Origin of the sequence: Streptomyces sp. NBC_01283 (assembly GCF_041435335.1) — a bacterium.
GTDB lineage: Bacteria > Actinomycetota > Actinomycetes > Streptomycetales > Streptomycetaceae > Streptomyces.
The window spans coordinates 5,172,202-5,191,483 of record NZ_CP108430.1; the positions used below are offsets into that span (position 1 = coordinate 5,172,202).

Here is a 19,282-nt window from a genome sequence, read left to right on the forward strand (position 1 = left end):
GCCGCGCCGACGTGATCAGTGCAGACCAGTGAAGGGGAAGCCATGAGGACTGCCATGAGGACTCGTACGCGCTCGGCGGCCATCGCATCAGGATTCGCCGCGCTCGCCCTGTTCGCCGGAGCCTGCTCCTCCGGCGGAGACGACAGCAGCAGCCAGGGCAAGGCCGACGGCGGCAAGGGCAAGCAGGCCGACGCCGCCTTCAAGGAGCGCGAGTGCCTGCGCAAGCACGGCGTCAAGGTGGCCGAGCCCAAGTCCGGCGAGGACACCCGCGGCATCACCATCGGCGGCGACATGAGCAAGGAAAAGATGGAGGCCGCCATGAAGGCCTGCACCGGCAAGAGCGGCATGGGGAGCGGCGGATCGGTCTCGCAGGCCGACAAGGACAAGATGCTCAAGTACGCCCGGTGCATGCGCGAGAACGGCTATGACATGCCCGACCCGAAGTTCGACGGCGGTGCGATGGAAGCCCAGAAGATGCCCGAGGGCGCCGAGGTCAAGAAGATGGAGAAGGCCGCCAAGGCGTGCAAGGACATCGTCGCGTGAGGCGCCGCACCGCCGTCGTCGCCACCGTCGTGGCCCTGCTCGCGATCACCGGCGGCGGCGTCGCCGTCACCGCCCTCGCGGACAACGGCAAGGACACCTCCACGCACCAGGACTCCGGGCTCCCGCCCGCCACCGCCCCCGTCGAGCGCGGCGACCTCAGCAGCGGCACCCAGACCGACGGCACCCTCGGCTACGCCAAGGAACGCAAGATCAATGCGGGCACCGCCGGCACCCTCACCTGGTCCGCGGGCAGCGGCTCCACCATCGAGCGCGGCGGACGCCTGTACGAGGTCAACGGCGTCCCCGTACGCCTCATGTACGGCACCGAACCCATGTACCGCACGCTCAAGACCGGCGACGAGGGCAACGACGTACGGCAGTTGGAGGAGAACCTCCAGGCGCTCGGGTACGGGGCCGGGCTCGCCGTCGACGACGCGTACACGGCGGGCACCGCCGCCGCCGTCAAGCAGTGGCAGAAGGCGCACGAGCAGAAGCAGACGGGCCGCGTCGGTCCCGACCAGATCGCCTTCTCGCCCGGCGGCGTCCGCGTGAAGTCCACCGAGTCGGCCGTCGGCGACCAGGTCGCGCCGGGCAGACCGGTGCTCGGTACGACGGGGTCCGAGCGCGTCGTACGTTTCCAGCTCGACGTCGCCGAGGGGAAGCTCGCCAAGGCGGGCACCAAGGTCACCGTCGACCTGCCGGACGGCACGACCGCCAAGGGCAAGATCGCCTCCGTCGGCAAGACCGCCAAACCGGGCGACGACCCCGCCGACAAGACCCCCAAGATCCCGGTGACGGTCTCCTTCGACGACCCCGGCAAGGTCGACGGCTTCGACCAGTCCCCGGTCATCGTCAACCTCACCGGCGAGACCCGCGAGGACGTCCTCTCCGTCCCCGTCAACGCCCTCCTCGCACTGCCCGGCGGCGGCTACGGCGTCCAGGTCGTCGAGAACGGCCGCGCCCGCCAGGTGAAGGTCGAGCTCGGCATGTTCGGCCAGGGACGCGTCGAGGTCACCGGCGGCGGCCTGCAGGACGGCACGAAGGTCGGGGTGCCCAAGATATGAGCGCCGTCGTGGAGTTGGGCGGGGTCACCAAGGAGTACCCGGGCGGGGTCGCCGCCCTGCGCGGCGTGGACCTCACGGTCCAGGAGGGGGAACTCCTCGCCATCGTCGGCCCTTCCGGGTCCGGCAAATCGACGCTGCTGCACATCATCGGCACCCTGGATCGGCCTTCGGAGGGCTCGGTGGCGATCGCGGGGCACGACGTCGCGACGCTCGCCGACCGCAGCCTCTGCGCGCTGCGCGCCCGGCACATCGGCTTCGTCTTCCAGGCGTTCCACCTGGTGCCGGGGATCAGCGCGCGCGACAACGTCGCCGAGGGGCTCCTGTACTCGGGGCTCTCGCGCGCGGAACGCCGGGCGCGGGCGGCGGAGGCCTTGGACCGGGTCGGCCTCGCGGACCGCATGAAACACCGCCCGCACGAACTCTCCGGCGGCCAGAAGCAGCGCGTCGCCATCGCCCGCGCGGTGGTCGGGGCGCCGGACCTGCTCCTCGCCGACGAACCGACCGGGGCGCTGGACTCGGCGTCCGGCGAGGCGGTCATGGAACTCCTGCACGACCTCAACGCGGATGGCGCGACCATCGCCGTCATCACCCACGACACGGAGATCGCGGACCGGCTGCCGCGCCAGGTGCGGATCCGGGACGGGCAGGTAGTGGCCGATGTGCGAGCCGCCGGACCTGGTGCGGAGGTGCTCGCACGATGATCCGCACGAAGCACACTGCGCGGGGTCGGTTGAAGGCGGCGCGGCTCGGACCGCGGGACGTCCTCCACGTCGGCTCGGCGGGACTGCGCAGCCGGCCCGTACGGGTCGTGCTCTCCGCGCTCGGCATCGCCATCGGGATCGCCACGATGATCGCGGTCGTCGGCATCTCGTCGTCCAGCAAGGCCCAACTCATGCGTGAGCTGGACGAATTGGGGACGAACATGCTGGTGGCCGCTCCAGGGGAGCCCATGTTCTCCGGGGAGAAGGTCGTGCTCCCGCGCGACGCGGCGGGCCGCGTCTCCCGGGTGAAGGGGGTCCAGGACGTCGGCGCGACCGGCGACCTGGAGAACACCGTGCGGCGCACCGAGAAGATCCCCGAGGACGAGACGGGCGGCATCGGCGTCAAGGCGGCGACCGAAGGTCTCCTGAAGGTGCTGCGCGGCGAGATGGGCCACGGCACGTGGTTCAACGCGGCCAACAGCCGCTACCCCTCGATCGTCCTGGGCCACGTGGCGGCCGACCGCCTCGGCATCACCCGTCCGGGCCAGCAAGTCTGGGTGGACGACCGCTACTTCACGGTCGTCGGCATCCTCGACCCGCTGCCGCTCTCGCCCGACGTGGAGCGCTCGGCCCTCGTGGGCTGGGACGCGGCCAAGAGCGAGCTCGGCTTCGACGGCCGCCCCACCTCGGTGTACGAGCGGTCGACCGACGCCTCCGTGCACGAGGTCCGCAGCCTGCTCGCCGCGTCGATCGACCCGGAGAACCCCCGGAACGTCCAGGTCTCCGACCCGTCATCGGCACTCAAGGCGAAGGCGGCGACGGAAGGCGCGTTCTCCACGCTGCTCCTGGGCCTCGGCGGGATCGCCCTCCTGGTGGGAGGGGTCGGAGTCGCCAACACCATGATCATCTCGGTCCTGGAACGCCGCTACGAGATCGGCCTGCGCCGCTCCATGGGCGCCACGAAGGGACAGATCCGCATCCAGTTCGTGACGGAGTCCCTGATGCTGTCGGGCCTGGGCGGCCTCGCGGGAATCGCCCTCGGCGCGGCAGCGACGGCGGCGTACGCCTGGTCGGGAGGCCTGCCTTGGGTAGTCCCCCTCTGGGCAGTGACCGGCGGCTTCGGCGCGACCCTGGCGATCGGGACGGTGGCGGGGCTGTATCCGGCGGTACGGGCGGCGCGCCTCTCCCCGACGCTGGCGCTGCATGCGGCTTAGGGGGCGGGGGGGGCTTGGGTCGCCGCCGGGCTGAGCCCGGGGGCCTCGCCGGTTCGCGCCCGATCCTGGACCCCTGCCGGTTCGTGCCGAGCCGCGGGCCCCTGCCGGTCCAAGCCGAGCCGCGGGTCTCCGCCGGTCGCGGCACCTTGCCGCCGCCTCGCGGCGATTTTCCCGCCCACCCGCCCGATCACCCGGCGGGACAACGGCTGAGCAGGAGCATCCCGATGGCACCACGGGGTTTCGGGTGGGCGGGCGGGAAAGATCCGCCGCGAAGCGGCGGCCTCGAAGACCCCCGCGCTCGCAGAGGGCACACCCGGCCCCCCCCGCGAAGCGGCGGCCTTGAGGACACCCGGCCCACCCGCAGAGAACGCACCCAGCAGGCCCACCCGGGGGCCCCGCGGCGGACCCGCCCAGCGCACCCCGCAGGGGCCCGGAGACCTCACCCCGAACCCAGCACACCCGCCAGATCAAGCGAGGCCGCAACCCTCGCCGAGACGCTCTCCGCGTACGTCGCGTCCGCCCGTTCGAACTGGGTGCGGCTCGCGCCCCGCAGGAACGTCACCACCCCCAACGTCCGCCCCCGGCTGCGCAACACCGTGCACAACGCGTGGACGGAATCCTCCGGCCACTGCCTGGCCGCCGCCCACTCCCGGGCGCGGTCGGACGGCGCGGTGCCCGCACTGGCCCGTACGGAACCCACCCGGTCCACGCACTGCGGGGCCGGGTGGCCCTCCAGATAGCGGACGGGCAGCCCCGCCTTGGCCACCGGCAGACACGGACCGGGAGCACCGGCAGGCGTCGCGGCGACCCGAATGAGCCGAACCGGCTCTTCCTCCCCCACCGTCCCCGACACCAGGTCGATCAACGCATGGTCGGCGAAACCGGCCAGGGCGAAGTCCAGCTGGACCGTCGCCGCCTCCGTCGGATCCTCGCACTCACCCGCGGCCCGCGCCGCCCGGTGCAACTGCTGCGAACGGAACCGCAGTTGCGCTGCCTCCTGCTCCGTCCGCTTGGCCTCCGTCACGTCCAGGAAGAGCCAGGCGACCCCCAGCGGCACCGGCTCCTCCGCGAGCGGCGACGCCAGCCGCAGAAAGCCGCTGCGCCAGCAACGCCGCTCCGGCTCACCGCTCTCCGTGGCCCGCACGGACACCCACATCTCGGCGGGCGCGGGCGGCGCCCCCTCGGCGAGCACATGGCTCAGCGCGCTCTCCAGCTCCTCCACACCCTGCCCGAGCAACTCCCCGAGCGGCCGCCCCAACAACGCCGTACGCCCCATCCCCAGGGACCGCGCGGCATGTTCGTTCGCCACGGCGGGCCGCAGATCCGCGTCGACGAGCACCACACCCCACGACGCGTTCTCGAACAGGGCCTCGCTCAACGCGATGGAACGCTCCAGGTCGATCTGCGCATGGACCTCGCTGAACGCGCAGTACACCCCGGAGGGCTTACCGTCCCCGCCCCGCACGGCCGCGGACTGCGTCCGCACCAGCACCCGCCCGCCGTCCTTCGTCAGGAGCGCGAACTCGTGCACCTGCCGCCCATGAGCCTCCATGGAGGACATCAGCCGCGCCTCGACCTCCTCGGCGTCGGCCGTCCGCACGGCCCACCCCGCGAACCCCTGCCGCCCGACGGCCTCCGCCGCCGACCACCCGAGAATCCGCTCGGCCTCACGATTCCAGTGCGTCACCACCCCATCGGCGTCGAACGCGCACAAGGCGGCGTCCATCCCGTCCAGCAATGCCGCGAGCAATTCGGCCCCACCGGGCTCGGGTTCTTCAGGCCCCAGCTCGTCGGTGGTTCCGCTGCGCCGGGAAGCACTCACCTGGCACCCCCTGCAGGCCGTGTCCTCATGAGCTGCATGTTCTGCGAGTTCCGCGTATACCGCACGTCAGATCATTGAACTCGAACGTGACGCAGCCCACAGGTACTTCCCAGAAGTTCGACGAAATCATTGCCCCGCATGAACGTCGCGGTCCGGCCCGAAGTTCCCTCCGGCCCCGGCGCCAAGCGGGCGGGCACCTGGAAAGGGCGGGTCCGAATCTCCGTTCTCACCATTCGCTCGAAAAACCGGTTGAGCCGGGCGGAGCCGGTTCCTAGTCTGTGAGTCATCACGGAGAGGAGGTGGTTCGGCAGATGTATGGAAACCGGACGCGTGAGGTGACTGCGGGCTAGTGGCCCGTCGTCGCAACTCGATTTCGGCGCCGGACCAGCACGTGTGATGTGCGTGCAGCCGGCCCAATCCCAGCAGTCACCCGACCCGCGAGCCGCCGGTACGTCCGGCCGGCTTCCCGCCGTCTCGTACGGCGGGAACCACGGCTCGCGGGTCGTCTGCGTGCCGCGGGGGTTCGGGGTGGTTCCAGGGCGGGCGAACGCTCGACCTCAGCCCCTGCTGACCGCCGACAGGATCTCCGGCAGGCGTCGTGCCACCCTCGGTGCCGCGAGGCGTAGGCCGCAGTACGTGATCACCGCTCCGTAGGCCCCGCCCAGCGGCAGCAGCACCCAGGACCAGGAGCTCGCGCCCGAGACGTGCAGCCAGATGGTGAAGGCGAGCACCGGGGCGCAGAGCAGGGCCGCCGCGACCATCCCGCCGAAGATCGAGATCCAGGCCAGGCCCGCCTGCCCGGGGGCCACGTTCTTGTAGCCCTCCTGCGGGATCGAGTAGGGGAAGCGGGCCGATGACCAGGCCCCGGTGGCCAGCATCGCGCCGAGCAGGGCGAAGGAGAGGCCGAGTCCCTCCGGGAGGCCCGCCCAGTCGCCGAGCACCGCCGCCGTGATGACCGTGACCAGCGTCGCGTACGGGAGGGTGATCGCGAGGAGGGCCAGGGCGCGGGCGCGGATCTCGATGTACGCGTCGTGCGTCGAGGAGATCGTCATCGCGACCATCCAGAACGCCGAGGTGTCCTGGCCGAACTGGTTGTACATGAGGACGCCGAGCATTCCGGCCGCGAAGCAGGCGAAGTAGATCGAGCCGGTTCCTTGGAGGGCGTTGAAGAGCGGCACGATGAGCCCGATGGCCAGGGACGTCACCCAGGCGGCCTTCGTCTTCGGGTCGCGCCACACGTAGCGCAGGCTGCGCTCCATGACCGTGCCGGTGCGTCCGCCGGGGAGCAGGCGGCCGGGGCCGCGCGCCCCGCGCGCCTTGGTGGGTTCCGCCGCCGCGAGCGTCGAGCCGTCCGGGGTCGTCATCAGGTGGGTCAGGCTGCGCTGCCAGAGGGCGAGGAGCGCGGCGAGAGCGGCGGCGCTCAGCGCGAGTTGGACGGCCCCGGTGGCGTACGAGCCCTCGCTCACGGAGTCGACGGCGGCGATCGCTGAGGAGGGCGGGATCCAGCGGACGACGTCCGCCGCCGGGTCGAGCTGGGACAGGCCCGACGAACCGAGCTTCTGCGCGCCGAAGTTGACGACCTGCGCGCCGACCGCGATGACCAGGCCGCTCAGGACGGCGAGGTCGCGTCCCTTGCGGCTGGTGAGCAGGCGGATGTTGGCGGCGGCGACCGTGCGTGCGAGGGCCACGCAGGTGAGCAGGGTGAGGGTGATGGCGAGGACGCCCGTGATCGCTGCTGCCGCGCCGTGCGCCAGCGAGATGACCGAGCCGAGCGCGAGGCAGAGGGTGAAGAGCGGGCCGATGCCGACGAGGGACGCTACGAGGAGCGCGCGGACCAGGGGCCTGGGGCGCAGCGGCAGCATCACCAGGCGGGTGGGGTCGAGGGTCTCGTCGCCGCTGGGGAAGAACAGCGGCATCACCGCCCAGCCGAGCGCGAGCACCGCGGTGAGCAGGACGGAGACGGTGGCGGCGTGTTCGTTGCCGCGCAGGGCGATCAGGCCGAGGAGCTGGAGTGCGGCGACGAGGAGTGCGGCGGCGACGGACGCGATGTAGGCGGCGCGGCGGCCGGACGACTGGTGCAGGCCGTTGCGCAGGAGCGAGAGCTTCAGCCGTACGAAGACGGGGGTGATGGAGGGGGCGGGCGCGGCCGTGGGTGCCGTGCTCATCGGGTGCCGCCGCCCAGCCAGTCGAGGTGCGATCCGGTGTCGCGCCCGCCCGCGCCGACGAGTTCGAGGAACGCCTGCTGGAGCGAGGGTGCGGCGCCGCGGACCTCGGCGAGAGTGCCCTGGGCGCGGATGCGGCCCGCGGCCATCACGGCGACCCAGTCGCAGAGGGACTCGACGAGTTCCATGACGTGCGAGGAGAAGACGACGGTGGCCCCGGAGGCGGTGTAGCGCTCCAGGACGCCGCGGATGGTCTGTGCGGAGACCGGGTCGACGCCCTCGAAGGGTTCGTCGAGGAAGAGGACTTCGGGGTTGTGGAGCAGGGCCGCGGCGAGGCCGATCTTCTTGCGCATGCCGGTCGAGTAGTCGACGACGAGTTTGTGCTGGGCGCCCGCGAGGTCGAGTACGTCGAGGAGCTGGGTCGCTCTCTTGTCGACCTCGTCGCCGGGGAGTCCGCGCAGCCGGCCGGTGTAGGCGAGGAGTTCGCGTCCGGAGAGGCGTTCGAAGAGGCGCAGGCCTTCCGGCAGTACGCCGATGCGGGCCTTGACCTGGACGGGGTCGGTCCAGACGTCGTGGCCGACGACCTCGACGGTGCCCTGGTCGGGCCGGAGGAGGCCGGTCACCATGGAGAGGGTGGTGGTCTTGCCGGCGCCGTTCGGGCCGACGAGGCCGATGAACTTGCCCGCGGGGAGCGTGAGGTCGATCCCGGCGACGGCGATCTGCTGCCCGAAGGCCTTCCACAGCCCTTGCACCCGTACCGCCGCGGGGGCGGGCCCAGGTGCTGCCGCCGGTGCTGCCTCGGTCACGGTGCCGCCCTTCGTCGCCCCGTCTCTGGACTGTGCACGATACGTCTTGGGCACCGTCGTCACCGGCTTCGCCGAGTTCGTCCTCCCACGCCGGACGGGCTGATATGTCCAACCCCTCCGGCGGTTCAGGAAGCCAGCCCCTCCGGCGGTTCAGGAAGGGGGGTCGGGGGCGCGCGGCCCCACAGGGAGAGCCCCTAGCGCCGCGCCTCGCGCCCGCACGCGTAGGCGAGCGGCGAGATGATCTCCTCCGCGTCGGGGAGCCAGCGGTTCGCCGCGGTGGGGCGGCAGGCCCACTGCACGGCGCCCGATGCGCCGAAGCGGGTCGGGGGAGCGGCCACGTACGCCCCCTCGCCGAGCGAGATCAGGTCGATCGCGGCGGGCGGCCAGCCGAGCTTGCGTACCAGGTCAGGGACCTTCGCGGTGGCGCCGGGAAGGACGAAGAACTGCATCCGGCGGTCGGGCGTACAGGTCACGGGTCCGAGCGTCAGCTCCATCCGCTCCATGCGGGCGAGCGCGAGGAACCCGGCGGTCTCGGGCACGTCGATCGCGTCGAAGGTACGGCCTGTCGGCAGCAGGATCGAGGACTTCGGCTGCTTGGACCACAGCCGCCTGGCGACGGTCGCGCTGCCCGTCGCCTGTGTCGCCCAGTCCTCGCGCGCCGGGTGCGAACCGGGCGCCGTGCACTCGGCGTCACCGCACGAGCAGATTTCGGCCCCCTCGACGGACTCGAGCCACGTCCCCGGGAACACGTCCCAGTGGCGCTCTTCCGCGTATCGCACGGCCGTGTCCAGCAAGGATTCTCCGCGCTGCTTCGGGATGTGCGCGGCTGACGTGACTCCCATGGTCTCTTCCACGGACTTCTCAACTCCGCCCGACACCTACGGTTACGGCTGTCGCGTGCGCGGGGGCGGAGCATCGATCCTGCATGTGGGGCGCATGGGTGCACGGCCGGGGGCGCGCATGGGGAATGGGTTCCATGTGCGGGTAGCCAGGTCTGGGGCACTCCGAAGAAGCCCGGTTACTGACTTATCGTCCGTTTGTGGTGCATCTTCCGTTTGTTCCAAGGGCATTGATCATCTGGGGTGGCCGATTCCGGCCCCTCCGTCCAGATGAACCACGGTGCACATCAGGGGGTACGCCATGGCCGCAAGGCCGCTCGTCGCGCGGCAGCCCAATGAAAGGCTGCAGGCACTCATTCAGGAAGCGGGTTGCTCGAACGCGGGCCTGGCCCGCCGGGTCAACATGTGCGGCGCGGAGCACGGTCTCGATCTGCGCTACGACAAGACGTCGGTCGCCCGGTGGCTGCGCGGTCAGCAGCCACGCGGCAGGGCGCCCGGCATCATCGCGGAGGCCCTCGGCCGCAAGCTGGGCCGGACGGTCACGATCGACGAGATCGGCATGGCGAACGGCAAGAACCTCGCCTCCGGCGTCGGACTGCAGTTCTCGCCCACCGTGCTCGGCGCCATCGAGCAGGTCTGCGAGCTGTGGCGCAGCGACGTGGGGCGGCGGGACTTCCTGTCCGGCTCGTCCGTCGCCGCTTCCGCGCTCGTCGAGCCGAGCCGCGACTGGCTGATCTCGTCACCGGACGCGCAGGTCGGCCGGATGGCCGGGCCGCGGGTCGGGCTCTCCGACGTGGCGGCGGTGCGGGCCATGACGGAGGCGCTGACGCAGCTCGACCACCAGTACGGCAGCGGGCATGTGCGGCCGGTCGTCGTGCACTACCTGAACAGCGTGGTGTCCGGGCTGCTCGCCGGGTCGTACCGCGAGGCGGTCGGGCGCGAACTGTTCGCCGCCGTCGCGCGGTTGACGGAGCTCGCCGGGTACATGGCGGTGGACACGGGCCAGCCCGGCCTGGCCCAGCGCTACTACATCCAGGCGCTGCGCCTCGCACAGGCGGCGGGCGACCGCGGGTACGGCGGTTACGTACTGGCCGCGTCCATGAGCCATCTCGCGGCCCAGCTCGGAAACCCGCGGGAGATCGCGCAGTTGGCGCGGGCGGCCCAGGAGGGGACGCGCGGGCGGGTCACCCCGCGCGCGGAGGCCATGTTCTACGCCGCCGAGGCGAGGGGGCACGCGCTGCTCGGGGACGGGCGGTCGACCCAGGTCGTCGCGGGCCGTGCGGTCGAGGCGATGGACCGGGCGTCCGGGGAAGCGGGTTCGGGCGACGACCCGGTGTGGATCCGGCACTTCGACCATGCGTATCTGGCCGATGAATTGGCGCATTGTCACCGTGACTTGGGCCAGGCGGACGCGGCGGCGCGCAGTGCCGAGGAGTCCCTCGCCGGGCATCCGGAGACCCGGGCGCGGCGGCGGGCGATCGGCCTCGTCCTGCTCGCCACGGCGCAGGTGCAGCGACGGGACATCGAGCAGGCGTGCCACACGGGCACGAAGGCGGTCGAACTGCTGGGAACGCTGCGGTCGAACCGCGGCGCCGAGTATCTGGAGGACTTCCAGCAGCGGCTCGCGCCGTACCGCGAGGAGCCGGTGGTAAGGGAGTTCGGGGCGCGGATGGACATCCAGGCGGCGTGAAGGAGTGCGGGACCGGGCGCGTGAAGGGTTTGTGACATGTGTCGCGCACCGGTGAACGTGGCCCGTCCCCGCCCTTTCCGCACCGTGAACGGCCAACTCCCGTACGCGATCGATCCGCCCTGGTGACGTAATCAGCGTTTCGCGGAGAGCTTTTGTTACTTCGGCGATTGATACGGCGCCGGAGGTTTGAGCTGCGTGGCAGACGGCTGTGGCGACCCGGTAGCGTGAGCCGACGGTTCCGTAGGTCCCCCACTCGTAGGAGTCCCGGTGACGCAGCAGAGCGGGCAGGGCGCCGCTTCCTCCGATCCGCATTCCGCGGACCGGCACGCGCACGAAGGCATCGTGCTGCCCGCCGACGGAAGCGAACCCTTCATGCCCGGCACCACCGGCGACCACGTGGCTCCCGCGGGCGGCAGCCCCTGGGGCCAGCCGTGGGGTCCGGCCCCCGCGGACCCGCCGCCGCCCGGCTCGGGCCAGGCATGGGCCCCCGCGCCCGGCCAGCAGCAGTCGTACGGAGCGGGCACCCCGCTGCCCGCCGAGGGCGCACAGCACCATGAGGACCACCCGCAGGGCGGTTCCTACGGGGGCCAGCCCGCGGACGGTTCTTACGGGGGCCACGGAGGCTACGGAGGCCAGCCGCAGGGCGGCCCGTACGGCGGGCAGGCTCCTGACGCCGCGTACGGGGGCCAGGCACAGGGCGCGCCGCACGGCGGCCAGCAGCCGCAGGGCGGCCACCCTCAAGCCGGGACGTACGCGGGTCACGGGCAGGGCGGTCAGCACGCGAGCCACGCTCAGGGCGGCCAGCACGCCGGCCAGCACGCAGGGCAGCCCGCCGCCGACAAGCCGTACGCGGGGCAGGGTCCGGGCGGGGCGCACGCGGGGCAGCCCGCGGGTGGCGCCCACGCGAGACATCAGGCGGGCGGAGCCCACGCGGGGCAGCCCGCCGACACCGCTTATCCGAGTCAGCACGGTCAGCACGGCCAGCACGGCCAGCAGGGTCAGCCGCTTCCGCAGGCCGGTCAGGCAGGTCAGCTGCCGCCCGCCGCTCAGGCGGGGCAGCTGCCCCCCGGCAACACCGGTACCGGTACCGGTGCCGGAGCGCCCTTGCCGCCCATCGCCGGAGGCCTCGCGCCGTTGCCGCCCGCCGCCGCGGGTGACGCGGACGCGACGCAGTACATACCCGCGACGCCCGCCGCAGGCGCAGGCGTCGACGAAGGCGCCACGCAGTACATACCCCCGGTCGCCCCCGGTGCCCTGCCTCCCGAGGCACCCGCGGGCGACGCCACGCAGTTCCTGGGACGCTCGCCCATGCCGGGTGCGCCGATGCCCCCGGCGGCCGGTTCCGACAACGAGCCCACGCAGTTCATCGCCCCCGTGCCCGCCGAGCCCGGCAAGGCACCCTTCGGGATACGGCCCGGCGCCCCGGGCGACCGGCAGCCGCCGGCCGAGTTCGACAGCCTCTTCCGTACCGAACAGGCGGAGCCCGAAGGCCCCGCGTCGACCCAGCAGATGCCCCGCTTCGAGCCACCGCAGCCCGCCGCCCACGGCGACGGCGGGGGCCGTGCCGCACGCCGCGCCGCGGCAGCCGCCCCGGCCCGCGGGAACGGCGGCGGGGGCCGCACCGGGTCGAAGGTGCCGCTCTTCGCGGCCATCGGTGTCGTCATCGCGCTGATCGGCGTCGGCGCCGGTGCCCTCCTCAGCAGTGGCGGTGACGACGAGAAGGACAGCCCCAAGACCGTCTCCGACTCCGCGCCGAGCGACGAGAAGCCCTCGCCCTCCGTCGACCCGGCCAAGGAGCAGGCCGTCGCCCTGGACAAGCTCCTCGCCGACAGCAACAACAGCCGTGACTCGGTGATCGGCGCCGTACGCAACGTGGGAAAGTGCGCCGACCTCGCCAAGTCGGCCACCGATCTGCGCAACGCGGCCAAGCAGCGCAACGGCCTGGTCACGCGCCTCTCGGGGCTCTCCGTGGACAAGCTCCCGGCCAACGCCCAACTGACCGCGTCCCTCACCAAGGCCTGGAAGGCGTCCGCCGCGGCCGACAACCACTACGCCGCGTGGGCGGGCCAGGTCGCGGGCAAGAAGGGCTGCAAGAAGGGCCACGCCCGCATCACGCCGCAGGCGGTCGCCGCCAACAAGTCGAGCGGCGAGGCGACCACGGCCAAGCAGGAAGCCGCCGGGTTGTGGAACGCCATCGCCAAGCAGTACGGGCTCACCACCCGCGACAAGTCACAGCTCTAGGGCCACCGTCACCGCACCTGCTCCAGCGTCTTCGAGACGTTCACGAACCCCTTGCGCGCCGGCACCAGACGGCCGTCGCGCACCATCTGGAACGTGACGTCGGCGTTGACCAGGCGCGGGAAGTCGCTCGCCGCGAGCATGTCCTTGAAGCGCCAGCTCAGGGTGGGCGTGAGCCCGCCCGTCCGCACCTCCAGACCGTCGTCGAGTGCCCGCCGCAGCGTCCGTGACGAGACCTCGCCGCCGTCGAGCGACTCGACGGCCTGCTTCAGGACGGTGTAGGCGATCCACGTCGTCTGCACGCCCGCGTCCGTCGGGTCGACCCGGTTGTCGCCGAAGGCCTGCCTACGGATGACCTCGCGCATCTCGCCCCAGCGGGGATCGCTGGCGGCGGGGTACCAGCCGGTGAGATAGGCGCCTTCGTACGGGCCGTTGCCGCCGCCCGTGCGGTCGACGAGGGACTGGTCGACGCTGCCGAGCACGGAGGAGATCTTCGCGGGCGGGTACGCGTCCTCGGTGCGCCGGTAGGAGTCGTAGAACGTGTCCGTGCGCTCGCCGAGCGCCGCCGTCACGCAGCCGCCGGTGCCCGCGCGCTCCAGTGCCTGCTCGGCCTGCGACGTGAAGTCGGTGCCGTCCTCGGGCGCCCGAATGTCGGCGGAGGACCTGCGGTGGCCCTCCGTGAGACCCGCGTCCAGGAGCCCCGGGAGATCGTCCCCGGCGATGGTGTCCGGGCGTACGAGGGAGACGCGCTCGCAGCGGGCGGCGAGCTGGCGGCCGTTGCCCGCCATGAGCGCCGGTTCGCCGCCGTTGACGGGATACGACAGGGGGCTGCTGAACTCCTCGTCGGTGACGCCGTACCCGCCGATGTAGGGGATGCCGGCGACTTCGAGGGGGGAGAGGAAGGACCGGCCGTGCTGGCTGTAGGAGCCGACGACGGCCGCGACCTTCCTGTCGACGGCCTTGCGGGCGCAGTCGGCGGCGCCCACCGGGTCGTTGTGGTCGTTGCAGGTGATGACTTTGAGCTCGCGGCCGTCGAGGCCGCCGTTGGCGTTGACCCAGCGCGCGTAGGCCTGCGCCATCGCGGGGATGCCGGGCTTGTTCGTCGCCTTGGTCTTCTCCGGGGCCCAGGTCATGACGGTCACGGGGTCCTCCCTGGATCCCCCCGTGGAACCAGGGATGACCCCGCACGCGGCGGTCAGGGACGCACACGCCGCCACCAGGGCGGCCGCGCCGAGTGCTGCGGTCTTGGAGGGGCGGGGGAGCAGGGTGCGTCGCGAGACGGGCATGGTCATGCACGATTCCGTCGCAGTGCCAACCAAGGAGTGACGCACTCTCAACGCATGGTGACAAGAAGGTGAATGACAGGGGCCGATTCGGCTGCGCCGAGGGGGAACGTACGATCGATGACCGTGCAAGGTTCGGAGAACTCTTCCCGTCGTGGCCGTCGCTCAAGCACCATGGGCGGCATGCCAACGAACGACATGCCGTGGTGGCGGTGGCGAAGCAACGTGCGCTCGGCGCTCCACATGCTCTCCGACCCGGGGTTCCAGCGTGAGTGCTGGCTCGCGGGGCGCGAGGAGTACGGGGACGTGACCGACGCCGTGTACCGCCTGGTCGAGGACACGTGGCTCGACAACTGGTCCGCCGAGAAGTACGTCGGGACGATCTTCCGTGACGCGGAGGAGGCGGCCCTGGCCGACGCGGCGGTGCTGCGGGTCCTGCGGATCATGCACGAGGTGGGGCCGGACGCGCTGGTGTCCGCCTATCTCGATCACCCGGGATGGCCGGACGCGGTCCGTGCGGCGCGCGAAGCGCACGTGCGGCTCTCCGTCAGCGACGGGGAGGATCCGGACGCGCCGCCGCAGACGCTCGAGGTGCTGCGCATCATGACGCGGTCGGCGAGCTAGTGCGGTGGCCACGAACGTTGGCCGGGGTTGGTCAGGCGGCTTGAGGTCGTGGTCGTCCCCAGCGTTGTCGGCGTTCGCTGCGGACTTTGGCGCGTTCGCGGCGTTGGGCGGTCAGGATGTCGGGGTGGCGGGCGTTCGCGTTGCGCCATCGCAGGTAGTCCTGCAGTTTGCGGGCCAGCACGGTGTGGTTGGGGTGGTGGGAGCCTGCCATGACGAAGTTCCGTAAGGGGCCGAACTGGGCCTCGATCGGGTTGGCCCACGACGCGCTGGTCGGTGTCAGGCATAACTCGACCCTGTTCCTGGCGGCCCATGTCCGGATGGCCGGGGTCTTGTTCGCCGACAGGTTGTCCATGATCACGTAGACGGGTGCGCCGTCGGGCCGTGCGGCACGGATCGACTTCAGTGCCGCGAGGCTGTGGTCGCCGCCCTTGCGGCGCCGGGTCACGCCCCACAGCTGGTCGTCGCCCAGGGAATAGCAGCCGTGGAAGTAACGGATGCCGTGGGTGCGGTGATAGGTGGCCGGCAGGCGGGCCGGCTTGTTCTGCCGGGCCCATGAGGAGCCGTGGCAGGGGCGGATCGACAGCGGCCCGAACTGGTCGAAGGCGAAGCACCGGTCGAGGAAATCCCTGGTCACGTGCTCGATGCGGTCCAGTTTGGTGTCCTTGTCGGGATCTTTGGACTCCTTCCAGGTGCGGGTGCGCTGGAAGGAGATGCCGTGCTCGTGCAGGATCTGTCGCAGCCGTTCCCGGCCGATCGTGACCGTGCGGCCCCGGTTGTGTGCCAGGTGGTCGGCGAGCTTGCGAAGACTCCAGTGGGTGAAGGGTTGCCCCAGTGTCACGGGGCGGGCCGTGGCCGTCGCGATGATGATTCCCCGGTCTTCATCGCTGATCAGGCGGGGACGGCCTCCCGCCCACTGAGGGTCCAGTGAGGCCAGACCTTTCTCGTTGAATGCGTGGATGACGTCGCGGACGGTGTCCTCATGCGCGGCGACGAGCCGGGCGATCGCTGTCACCGAAGTCCCCGACGCCGACGCCATGACGATCAAAGCCCGGCGGACCCGCACCGACTCATGCCGGCCCCGCCGGACGATCCGCTGCAGCCTCTGTCCCTCGTCATCACTCAACCGCCTTGCCCTGACCGGCTCGACCATCCCGACCTCACCCTCAACAACGACTACGTCACCATCAAGAGTGAGGCCAACAGAGCCATCCCCGCCAACTCCCGCCGCCCCGGCGAACGTTCGTGGACGCCGCACTAGGCCCTGCCCGCCGTCCTGCCGGACGCCTTGCCGGACGCCTTCCTGCCGACCGGTCCCGACCCGCGGAACGGCGGACCGCGGCGGGTGCCGGTTGTGGGAACCTTAGGGGCATGAATGAGCCGTCCGTCGCCGCGTCCGCCGACCCCGCTGAGCAGTACGTCCTGACCCTCTCCTGCCCGGACAAGCAGGGCATCGTGCACGCCGTGTCGAGTTATCTCTTCATGACCGGCTGCAACATCGAGGACAGTCAGCAGTTCGGCGACCACGACACCGGACTCTTCTTCATGCGCGTCCACTTCTCGGCGGAGCCGCCGGTGACGGTGGAGAAGCTGCGGGCGAGCTTCGCGGCGATCGGCGACTCCTTCCACATGGACTGGCAGCTGAACCGCGCCGACGACAAGATGCGCATCGTCCTCCTCGTGTCGAAGTTCGGGCACTGCCTGAACGACCTGCTGTTCCGCTCGCGGATCGGCGCGCTGCCGGTCGAGATCGCCGCGGTCGTCTCGAACCACAGGGACTTCGCCGAGCTGGCCGCCTCGTACGACATCCCCTTCCACCACATTCCGGTGACGAAGGAGAACAAGGCGCAGGCCGAGGCGCAGATCCTGGAGCTCGTGCGCGCGGAGAACGTGGAGCTCGTCGTCCTCGCCCGCTACATGCAGGTCCTCTCGGACGACTTCTGCAAGCAGCTCAGCGGCCGGATCATCAACATCCACCACTCGTTCCTGCCGAGCTTCAAGGGTGCGAAGCCGTACCACCAGGCGCACGCGCGTGGTGTGAAGCTGATCGGTGCGACCGCGCACTATGTGACGGCGGACCTCGACGAGGGCCCGATCATCGAGCAGGAGGTCGAGCGGGTCGGCCACGACGTCACGCCGAACCAGCTCGTCGCGATCGGCCGTGACGTGGAGTGCCAGGCACTCGCGCGGGCCGTGAAGTGGCACGCCGAGCGCAGGATCCTGCTGAACGGCCACCGCACGGTCGTCTTCGCCTGAAGCGCCTGAAGCGCCTGAAGTGGGCCCTCCGGGCCCTCCGGGCCCTCCGGGCCCGCGAACAGCTCACATCCGGCTCAGTGACGCCGCCGCGAACAGCACGTCCCTGATCGCTTGGCGGTCGCCGACCTGCCCCGCCGCGGCCTCCTCCGGAGACACGTGGCCCGCGGCAAGGCGGCAGAACTCGACGCCGTCCAGCGCTACATGGGCCACCTCACGGTCCGGCGACGCGTCGGCGCCGGGGGAGTCCAGCGGGATGAACCATTCGCCGCCGCCCATGCCCTCGACCTCAAGGCGCAGGCTCCGGCCCGGGGCGCCCGCCGCCACCAGGCCCTGCGACGGGGCGGCGAGCCCCGCGCGGCGGCGCTCGGCGATCGTGCCGGGGAGCATCCGGGCGGCGAGGTCGATCATGCGGTGCAGATGGCGCGGCGACGGCGGTTCGTAGGGATAGTCCACCGCCTCCGCGATGTCGCCCGCGTGGATCCAGCACTCGAAGGCGCGGTCCAGCATCGAGTCCCGCAGCGGCAGTTCGACGCGGCGGCCGTGCTCGTCCGGGGCGCTGTACGGAACGGTGAGGCCGCCGGAGCCGGAGCCCTGCGTGCCGCCCGCCGTGAAGGACACCGTGCGGATCAGCTCGTGGGTCTGCTCGCGCCAGGGGCCGCGCACCGCGCGGGTGGGAGGGAAGTACGAGGCGCGCCAGTACGCCTCGGTGCGCCGGCCCGGGTCGGCCTGCGGCGGTGCCTCCCTGCCCAGCGGGTCGTCGAGGCCGAGGGCCAGCGCGACCAGGCCGTCCACGGCGAGGAGGTGGGCGATCACCCCGGCCACCGTCGTCTTGCGGCTGACCGGACTGTCCTCGTCGAACCAGCGCAGGCGCACCGGGGCGTGCCACTCCGAGTCGCCGATGTCGCGCAGGAGGGCGTCGAGCCGGGCGGTCTCCGCGTCGTACGGAATGGCCCACTCGGGCACCGGGATACGGGGCGGGCGCCGTCCCAGGCAGTTCTCGATGACGCGGTTGCGCAGGCCCGGGTCGAGGTCGAGGCTCTCCTCCTGGTGCAGCAGGCCCACCGCGTCGCGCAGCCGCAGCGCCTCTTCCGCGCAGGGGCCGCAGTGGCCCAGGTGCTCCTCGACGGCGATGGCCTCCTCGACCGAGCAGGCGGCGAGCGCCCATGCCCCGAGCAGGGACTTCAGGACGCGGTGGTCGAGGGCGAGCGGAGGGTCGGGCAAGGGTTGCCCGCTGTCCTCTATGGAGGTGCGGGGCAGCGGTATGCGAGGCGGCCGCCGGGCATCCGGCTGCTCACCGGGGCCGCCGGGACCACTCAGGCCGCCCGCACCGTCGCCGGTCTCAGGCCCAGTCCCAGGCCCAGGCCCAGCCTCAGAGCGGTCCCTGTCCGGTTCCTCGAACGGTTCCTGCCGGTCGGGCCCGTTCACAGCGCTCTCCCGTAACCGGGACGCGCGCCCGGTGCGGGGTGCGGCTCCGCCGGTCCCGCCGCGTCGTTCGCGGTGGAGAGCAGCTGCAGGCCGAGGCGGAGGCGGCGGCGCGCCTCGTCCTCCGTCACGCCGAGGTCGGCAGCCGTCTGGCGGTAGTCCCGCCGCTGGAAGTAGGCCAGCTCCAGGGCGGCGCGCAGCGGAGCGGGCATGGCTGTGACGATGTAGTCCGCGCGGGCGGCGGCCGATGCGCGGCGGACCCTGCGCTCCAGGTCCTCCGTGGTGCCCTCGCCGCCGCGGGCCAGGGCGGCGGACTCGGTCTGGCGCAGCCGCCGGACGGCCCGCTGGTGGGTGAGCTGGGCGACCCAGGAGCGCAGGGGGCCTTGCTTGGGGTCGTACGCGTCGGGGTTCTCCCAGATGTGGGCGAAGACCTCGCGGGTGATGCGGTCGGCGGCGTCCTCGTCGCCGAGCACGCGGTGGGCGAGGCCGTGCACGAGTGAGGCGAAGCGGTCGTACAGCTCGCCGAGCGCCGCAGCCTCCCCGTGCGTCAGTCGCTGCTGCATGCGGCGGTCCCAGCGGCGCGGCGCGTCCTTCGCCATGCGGCCCCCTCTGCGCGTGCCG

Annotated in this window: 17 protein-coding genes; 9 read left to right on the plus strand and 8 right to left on the minus strand. The window is 71.9% G+C overall.

Annotated features, from left to right (window positions below):
- The first annotated feature begins 54 nt into the window (after positions 1-54).
- From OG302_RS23725 to OG302_RS23740, 4 genes are read left to right on the plus strand one after another with little or no spacing between them, the layout of a single operon-like run.
- Positions 55-543: a hypothetical protein gene (locus OG302_RS23725; RefSeq protein WP_371528603.1), complete on the plus strand. Its 489-nt coding sequence runs from the start codon at positions 55-57 to the stop codon at positions 541-543.
- Entirely contained in the window at positions 540-1,607 is a 1,068-nt protein-coding gene (locus tag OG302_RS23730; RefSeq protein ID WP_371528604.1) for a peptidoglycan-binding protein, read from the plus strand. The genes OG302_RS23725 and OG302_RS23730 overlap by 4 nt, the downstream gene beginning before the upstream one ends.
- Complete coding sequence (locus OG302_RS23735) at positions 1,604-2,308, plus strand: ABC transporter ATP-binding protein (RefSeq protein ID WP_371528605.1); 705 nt, start codon at positions 1,604-1,606, stop codon at positions 2,306-2,308. The genes OG302_RS23730 and OG302_RS23735 overlap by 4 nt, the downstream gene beginning before the upstream one ends.
- Entirely contained in the window at positions 2,305-3,522 is a 1,218-nt protein-coding gene (locus OG302_RS23740; RefSeq protein WP_371528606.1) for an ABC transporter permease, read from the plus strand. Before OG302_RS23735 ends, OG302_RS23740 begins: the two co-directional genes overlap by 4 nt.
- Positions 3,523-3,961: 439 nt before the next feature.
- On the opposite strand, the gene OG302_RS23745 is transcribed toward OG302_RS23740, so the two are convergent.
- The 4 genes from OG302_RS23745 to OG302_RS23760 all read right to left on the minus strand — a co-directional run bounded on the left by OG302_RS23745 (position 3,962) and on the right by OG302_RS23760 (position 9,154).
- Positions 3,962-5,344, minus strand: coding sequence for a PAS domain-containing protein (locus OG302_RS23745; RefSeq protein ID WP_371528607.1), 1,383 nt, complete (start codon positions 5,342-5,344; stop codon positions 3,962-3,964).
- Between the two features lie 557 nt (positions 5,345-5,901).
- Positions 5,902-7,509: a transporter gene (locus tag OG302_RS23750; protein ID WP_371528608.1), complete on the minus strand. Its 1,608-nt coding sequence runs from the start codon at positions 7,507-7,509 to the stop codon at positions 5,902-5,904.
- Entirely contained in the window at positions 7,506-8,312 is an 807-nt protein-coding gene (locus OG302_RS23755; protein ID WP_371528609.1) for an ABC transporter ATP-binding protein, read from the minus strand. The genes OG302_RS23750 and OG302_RS23755 overlap by 4 nt, the downstream gene beginning before the upstream one ends.
- Positions 8,313-8,506: 194 nt before the next feature.
- A complete protein-coding gene (locus OG302_RS23760) occupies positions 8,507-9,154 on the minus strand; it encodes a bifunctional DNA primase/polymerase (protein WP_371528610.1) in 648 nt (215 codons plus the stop codon).
- A gap of 298 nt (positions 9,155-9,452) precedes the next feature.
- On the opposite strand from OG302_RS23760, the gene OG302_RS23765 reads away from it, so the two are divergent.
- Together OG302_RS23765 and OG302_RS23770 are read left to right on the plus strand one after the other, a co-directional pair.
- A complete protein-coding gene (locus OG302_RS23765; protein ID WP_371528611.1) occupies positions 9,453-10,841 on the plus strand; it encodes a transcriptional regulator in 1,389 nt (462 codons plus the stop codon).
- Between the two features lie 267 nt (positions 10,842-11,108).
- Positions 11,109-13,082 (plus strand): hypothetical protein, encoded by a 1,974-nt coding sequence (locus OG302_RS23770; RefSeq protein ID WP_371528612.1) that lies wholly within the window; start codon positions 11,109-11,111, stop codon positions 13,080-13,082.
- A gap of 8 nt (positions 13,083-13,090) precedes the next feature.
- Here OG302_RS23770 and OG302_RS23775 read toward each other — a convergent pair whose 3' ends face one another.
- Positions 13,091-14,365, minus strand: a complete 1,275-nt coding sequence (locus tag OG302_RS23775; protein ID WP_371750210.1) for an ABC transporter substrate-binding protein — start codon at positions 14,363-14,365, stop codon at positions 13,091-13,093.
- Between the two features lie 117 nt (positions 14,366-14,482).
- On the opposite strand from OG302_RS23775, the gene OG302_RS23780 reads away from it, so the two are divergent.
- Positions 14,483-14,986, plus strand: a complete 504-nt coding sequence (locus tag OG302_RS23780; RefSeq protein WP_371528613.1) for a hypothetical protein — start codon at positions 14,483-14,485, stop codon at positions 14,984-14,986.
- Positions 14,987-15,017: 31 nt separating this feature from the next.
- Here the strand turns inward: OG302_RS23780 and OG302_RS23785 are convergent, their stop codons facing one another.
- Positions 15,018-16,136 (minus strand): IS630 family transposase, encoded by a 1,119-nt coding sequence (locus OG302_RS23785; protein WP_371528614.1) that lies wholly within the window; start codon positions 16,134-16,136, stop codon positions 15,018-15,020.
- Between OG302_RS23785 and OG302_RS23790 the strand changes: the two genes are divergently transcribed.
- Both OG302_RS23790 and purU read left to right on the plus strand, forming a co-directional pair.
- Complete coding sequence (locus OG302_RS23790; protein WP_371750392.1) at positions 16,056-16,244, plus strand: hypothetical protein; 189 nt, start codon at positions 16,056-16,058, stop codon at positions 16,242-16,244. The genes OG302_RS23785 and OG302_RS23790 overlap by 81 nt on opposite strands.
- Before the next feature lie 110 nt (positions 16,245-16,354).
- Positions 16,355-17,239, plus strand: coding sequence for a formyltetrahydrofolate deformylase (gene purU / locus OG302_RS23795; RefSeq protein ID WP_371528615.1), 885 nt, complete (start codon positions 16,355-16,357; stop codon positions 17,237-17,239).
- A gap of 63 nt (positions 17,240-17,302) precedes the next feature.
- Here the strand turns inward: purU and OG302_RS23800 are convergent, their stop codons facing one another.
- On the minus strand, positions 17,303-18,664 hold the full coding sequence (locus OG302_RS23800; RefSeq protein WP_371528616.1) for an MDMPI N domain containing protein: 1,362 nt from the start codon (positions 18,662-18,664) through the stop codon (positions 17,303-17,305).
- The gene (locus tag OG302_RS23805) at positions 18,661-19,260 is read right to left on the minus strand and encodes a sigma-70 family RNA polymerase sigma factor (protein WP_371528617.1); all 600 of its coding nucleotides are present in this window, start codon (positions 19,258-19,260) and stop codon (positions 18,661-18,663) included. The genes OG302_RS23800 and OG302_RS23805 overlap by 4 nt, the downstream gene beginning before the upstream one ends.
- Positions 19,261-19,282 lie beyond the last annotated feature (22 nt).

What these genes read in the sequence shown, in the direction of transcription:
- OG302_RS23725 (WP_371528603.1), top strand. Translation starts at nt 55, where the DNA reads ATGAGGACTCGTACGCGCTCGGCGGCCATCGCATCAGGATTCGCCGCG.
- OG302_RS23735 (WP_371528605.1), top strand. Translation starts at nt 1,604, where the DNA reads ATGAGCGCCGTCGTGGAGTTGGGCGGGGTCACCAAGGAGTACCCGGGC.
- OG302_RS23740 (WP_371528606.1), top strand. Translation starts at nt 2,305, where the DNA reads ATGATCCGCACGAAGCACACTGCGCGGGGTCGGTTGAAGGCGGCGCGG.
- OG302_RS23750 (WP_371528608.1), bottom strand. Translation starts at nt 7,509, where the DNA reads ATGAGCACGGCACCCACGGCCGCGCCCGCCCCCTCCATCACCCCCGTC.
- OG302_RS23760 (WP_371528610.1), bottom strand. Translation starts at nt 9,154, where the DNA reads ATGGGAGTCACGTCAGCCGCGCACATCCCGAAGCAGCGCGGAGAATCC.
- OG302_RS23765 (WP_371528611.1), top strand. Translation starts at nt 9,453, where the DNA reads ATGGCCGCAAGGCCGCTCGTCGCGCGGCAGCCCAATGAAAGGCTGCAG.
- OG302_RS23775 (WP_371750210.1), bottom strand. Translation starts at nt 14,365, where the DNA reads ATGCCCGTCTCGCGACGCACCCTGCTCCCCCGCCCCTCCAAGACCGCA.
- OG302_RS23780 (WP_371528613.1), top strand. Translation starts at nt 14,483, where the DNA reads ATGACCGTGCAAGGTTCGGAGAACTCTTCCCGTCGTGGCCGTCGCTCA.
- OG302_RS23790 (WP_371750392.1), top strand. Translation starts at nt 16,056, where the DNA reads ATGCCGGCCCCGCCGGACGATCCGCTGCAGCCTCTGTCCCTCGTCATC.
- OG302_RS23785 (WP_371528614.1), bottom strand. Translation starts at nt 16,136, where the DNA reads ATGGTCGAGCCGGTCAGGGCAAGGCGGTTGAGTGATGACGAGGGACAG.
- purU (WP_371528615.1), top strand. Translation starts at nt 16,355, where the DNA reads ATGAATGAGCCGTCCGTCGCCGCGTCCGCCGACCCCGCTGAGCAGTAC.
- OG302_RS23805 (WP_371528617.1), bottom strand. Translation starts at nt 19,260, where the DNA reads ATGGCGAAGGACGCGCCGCGCCGCTGGGACCGCCGCATGCAGCAGCGA.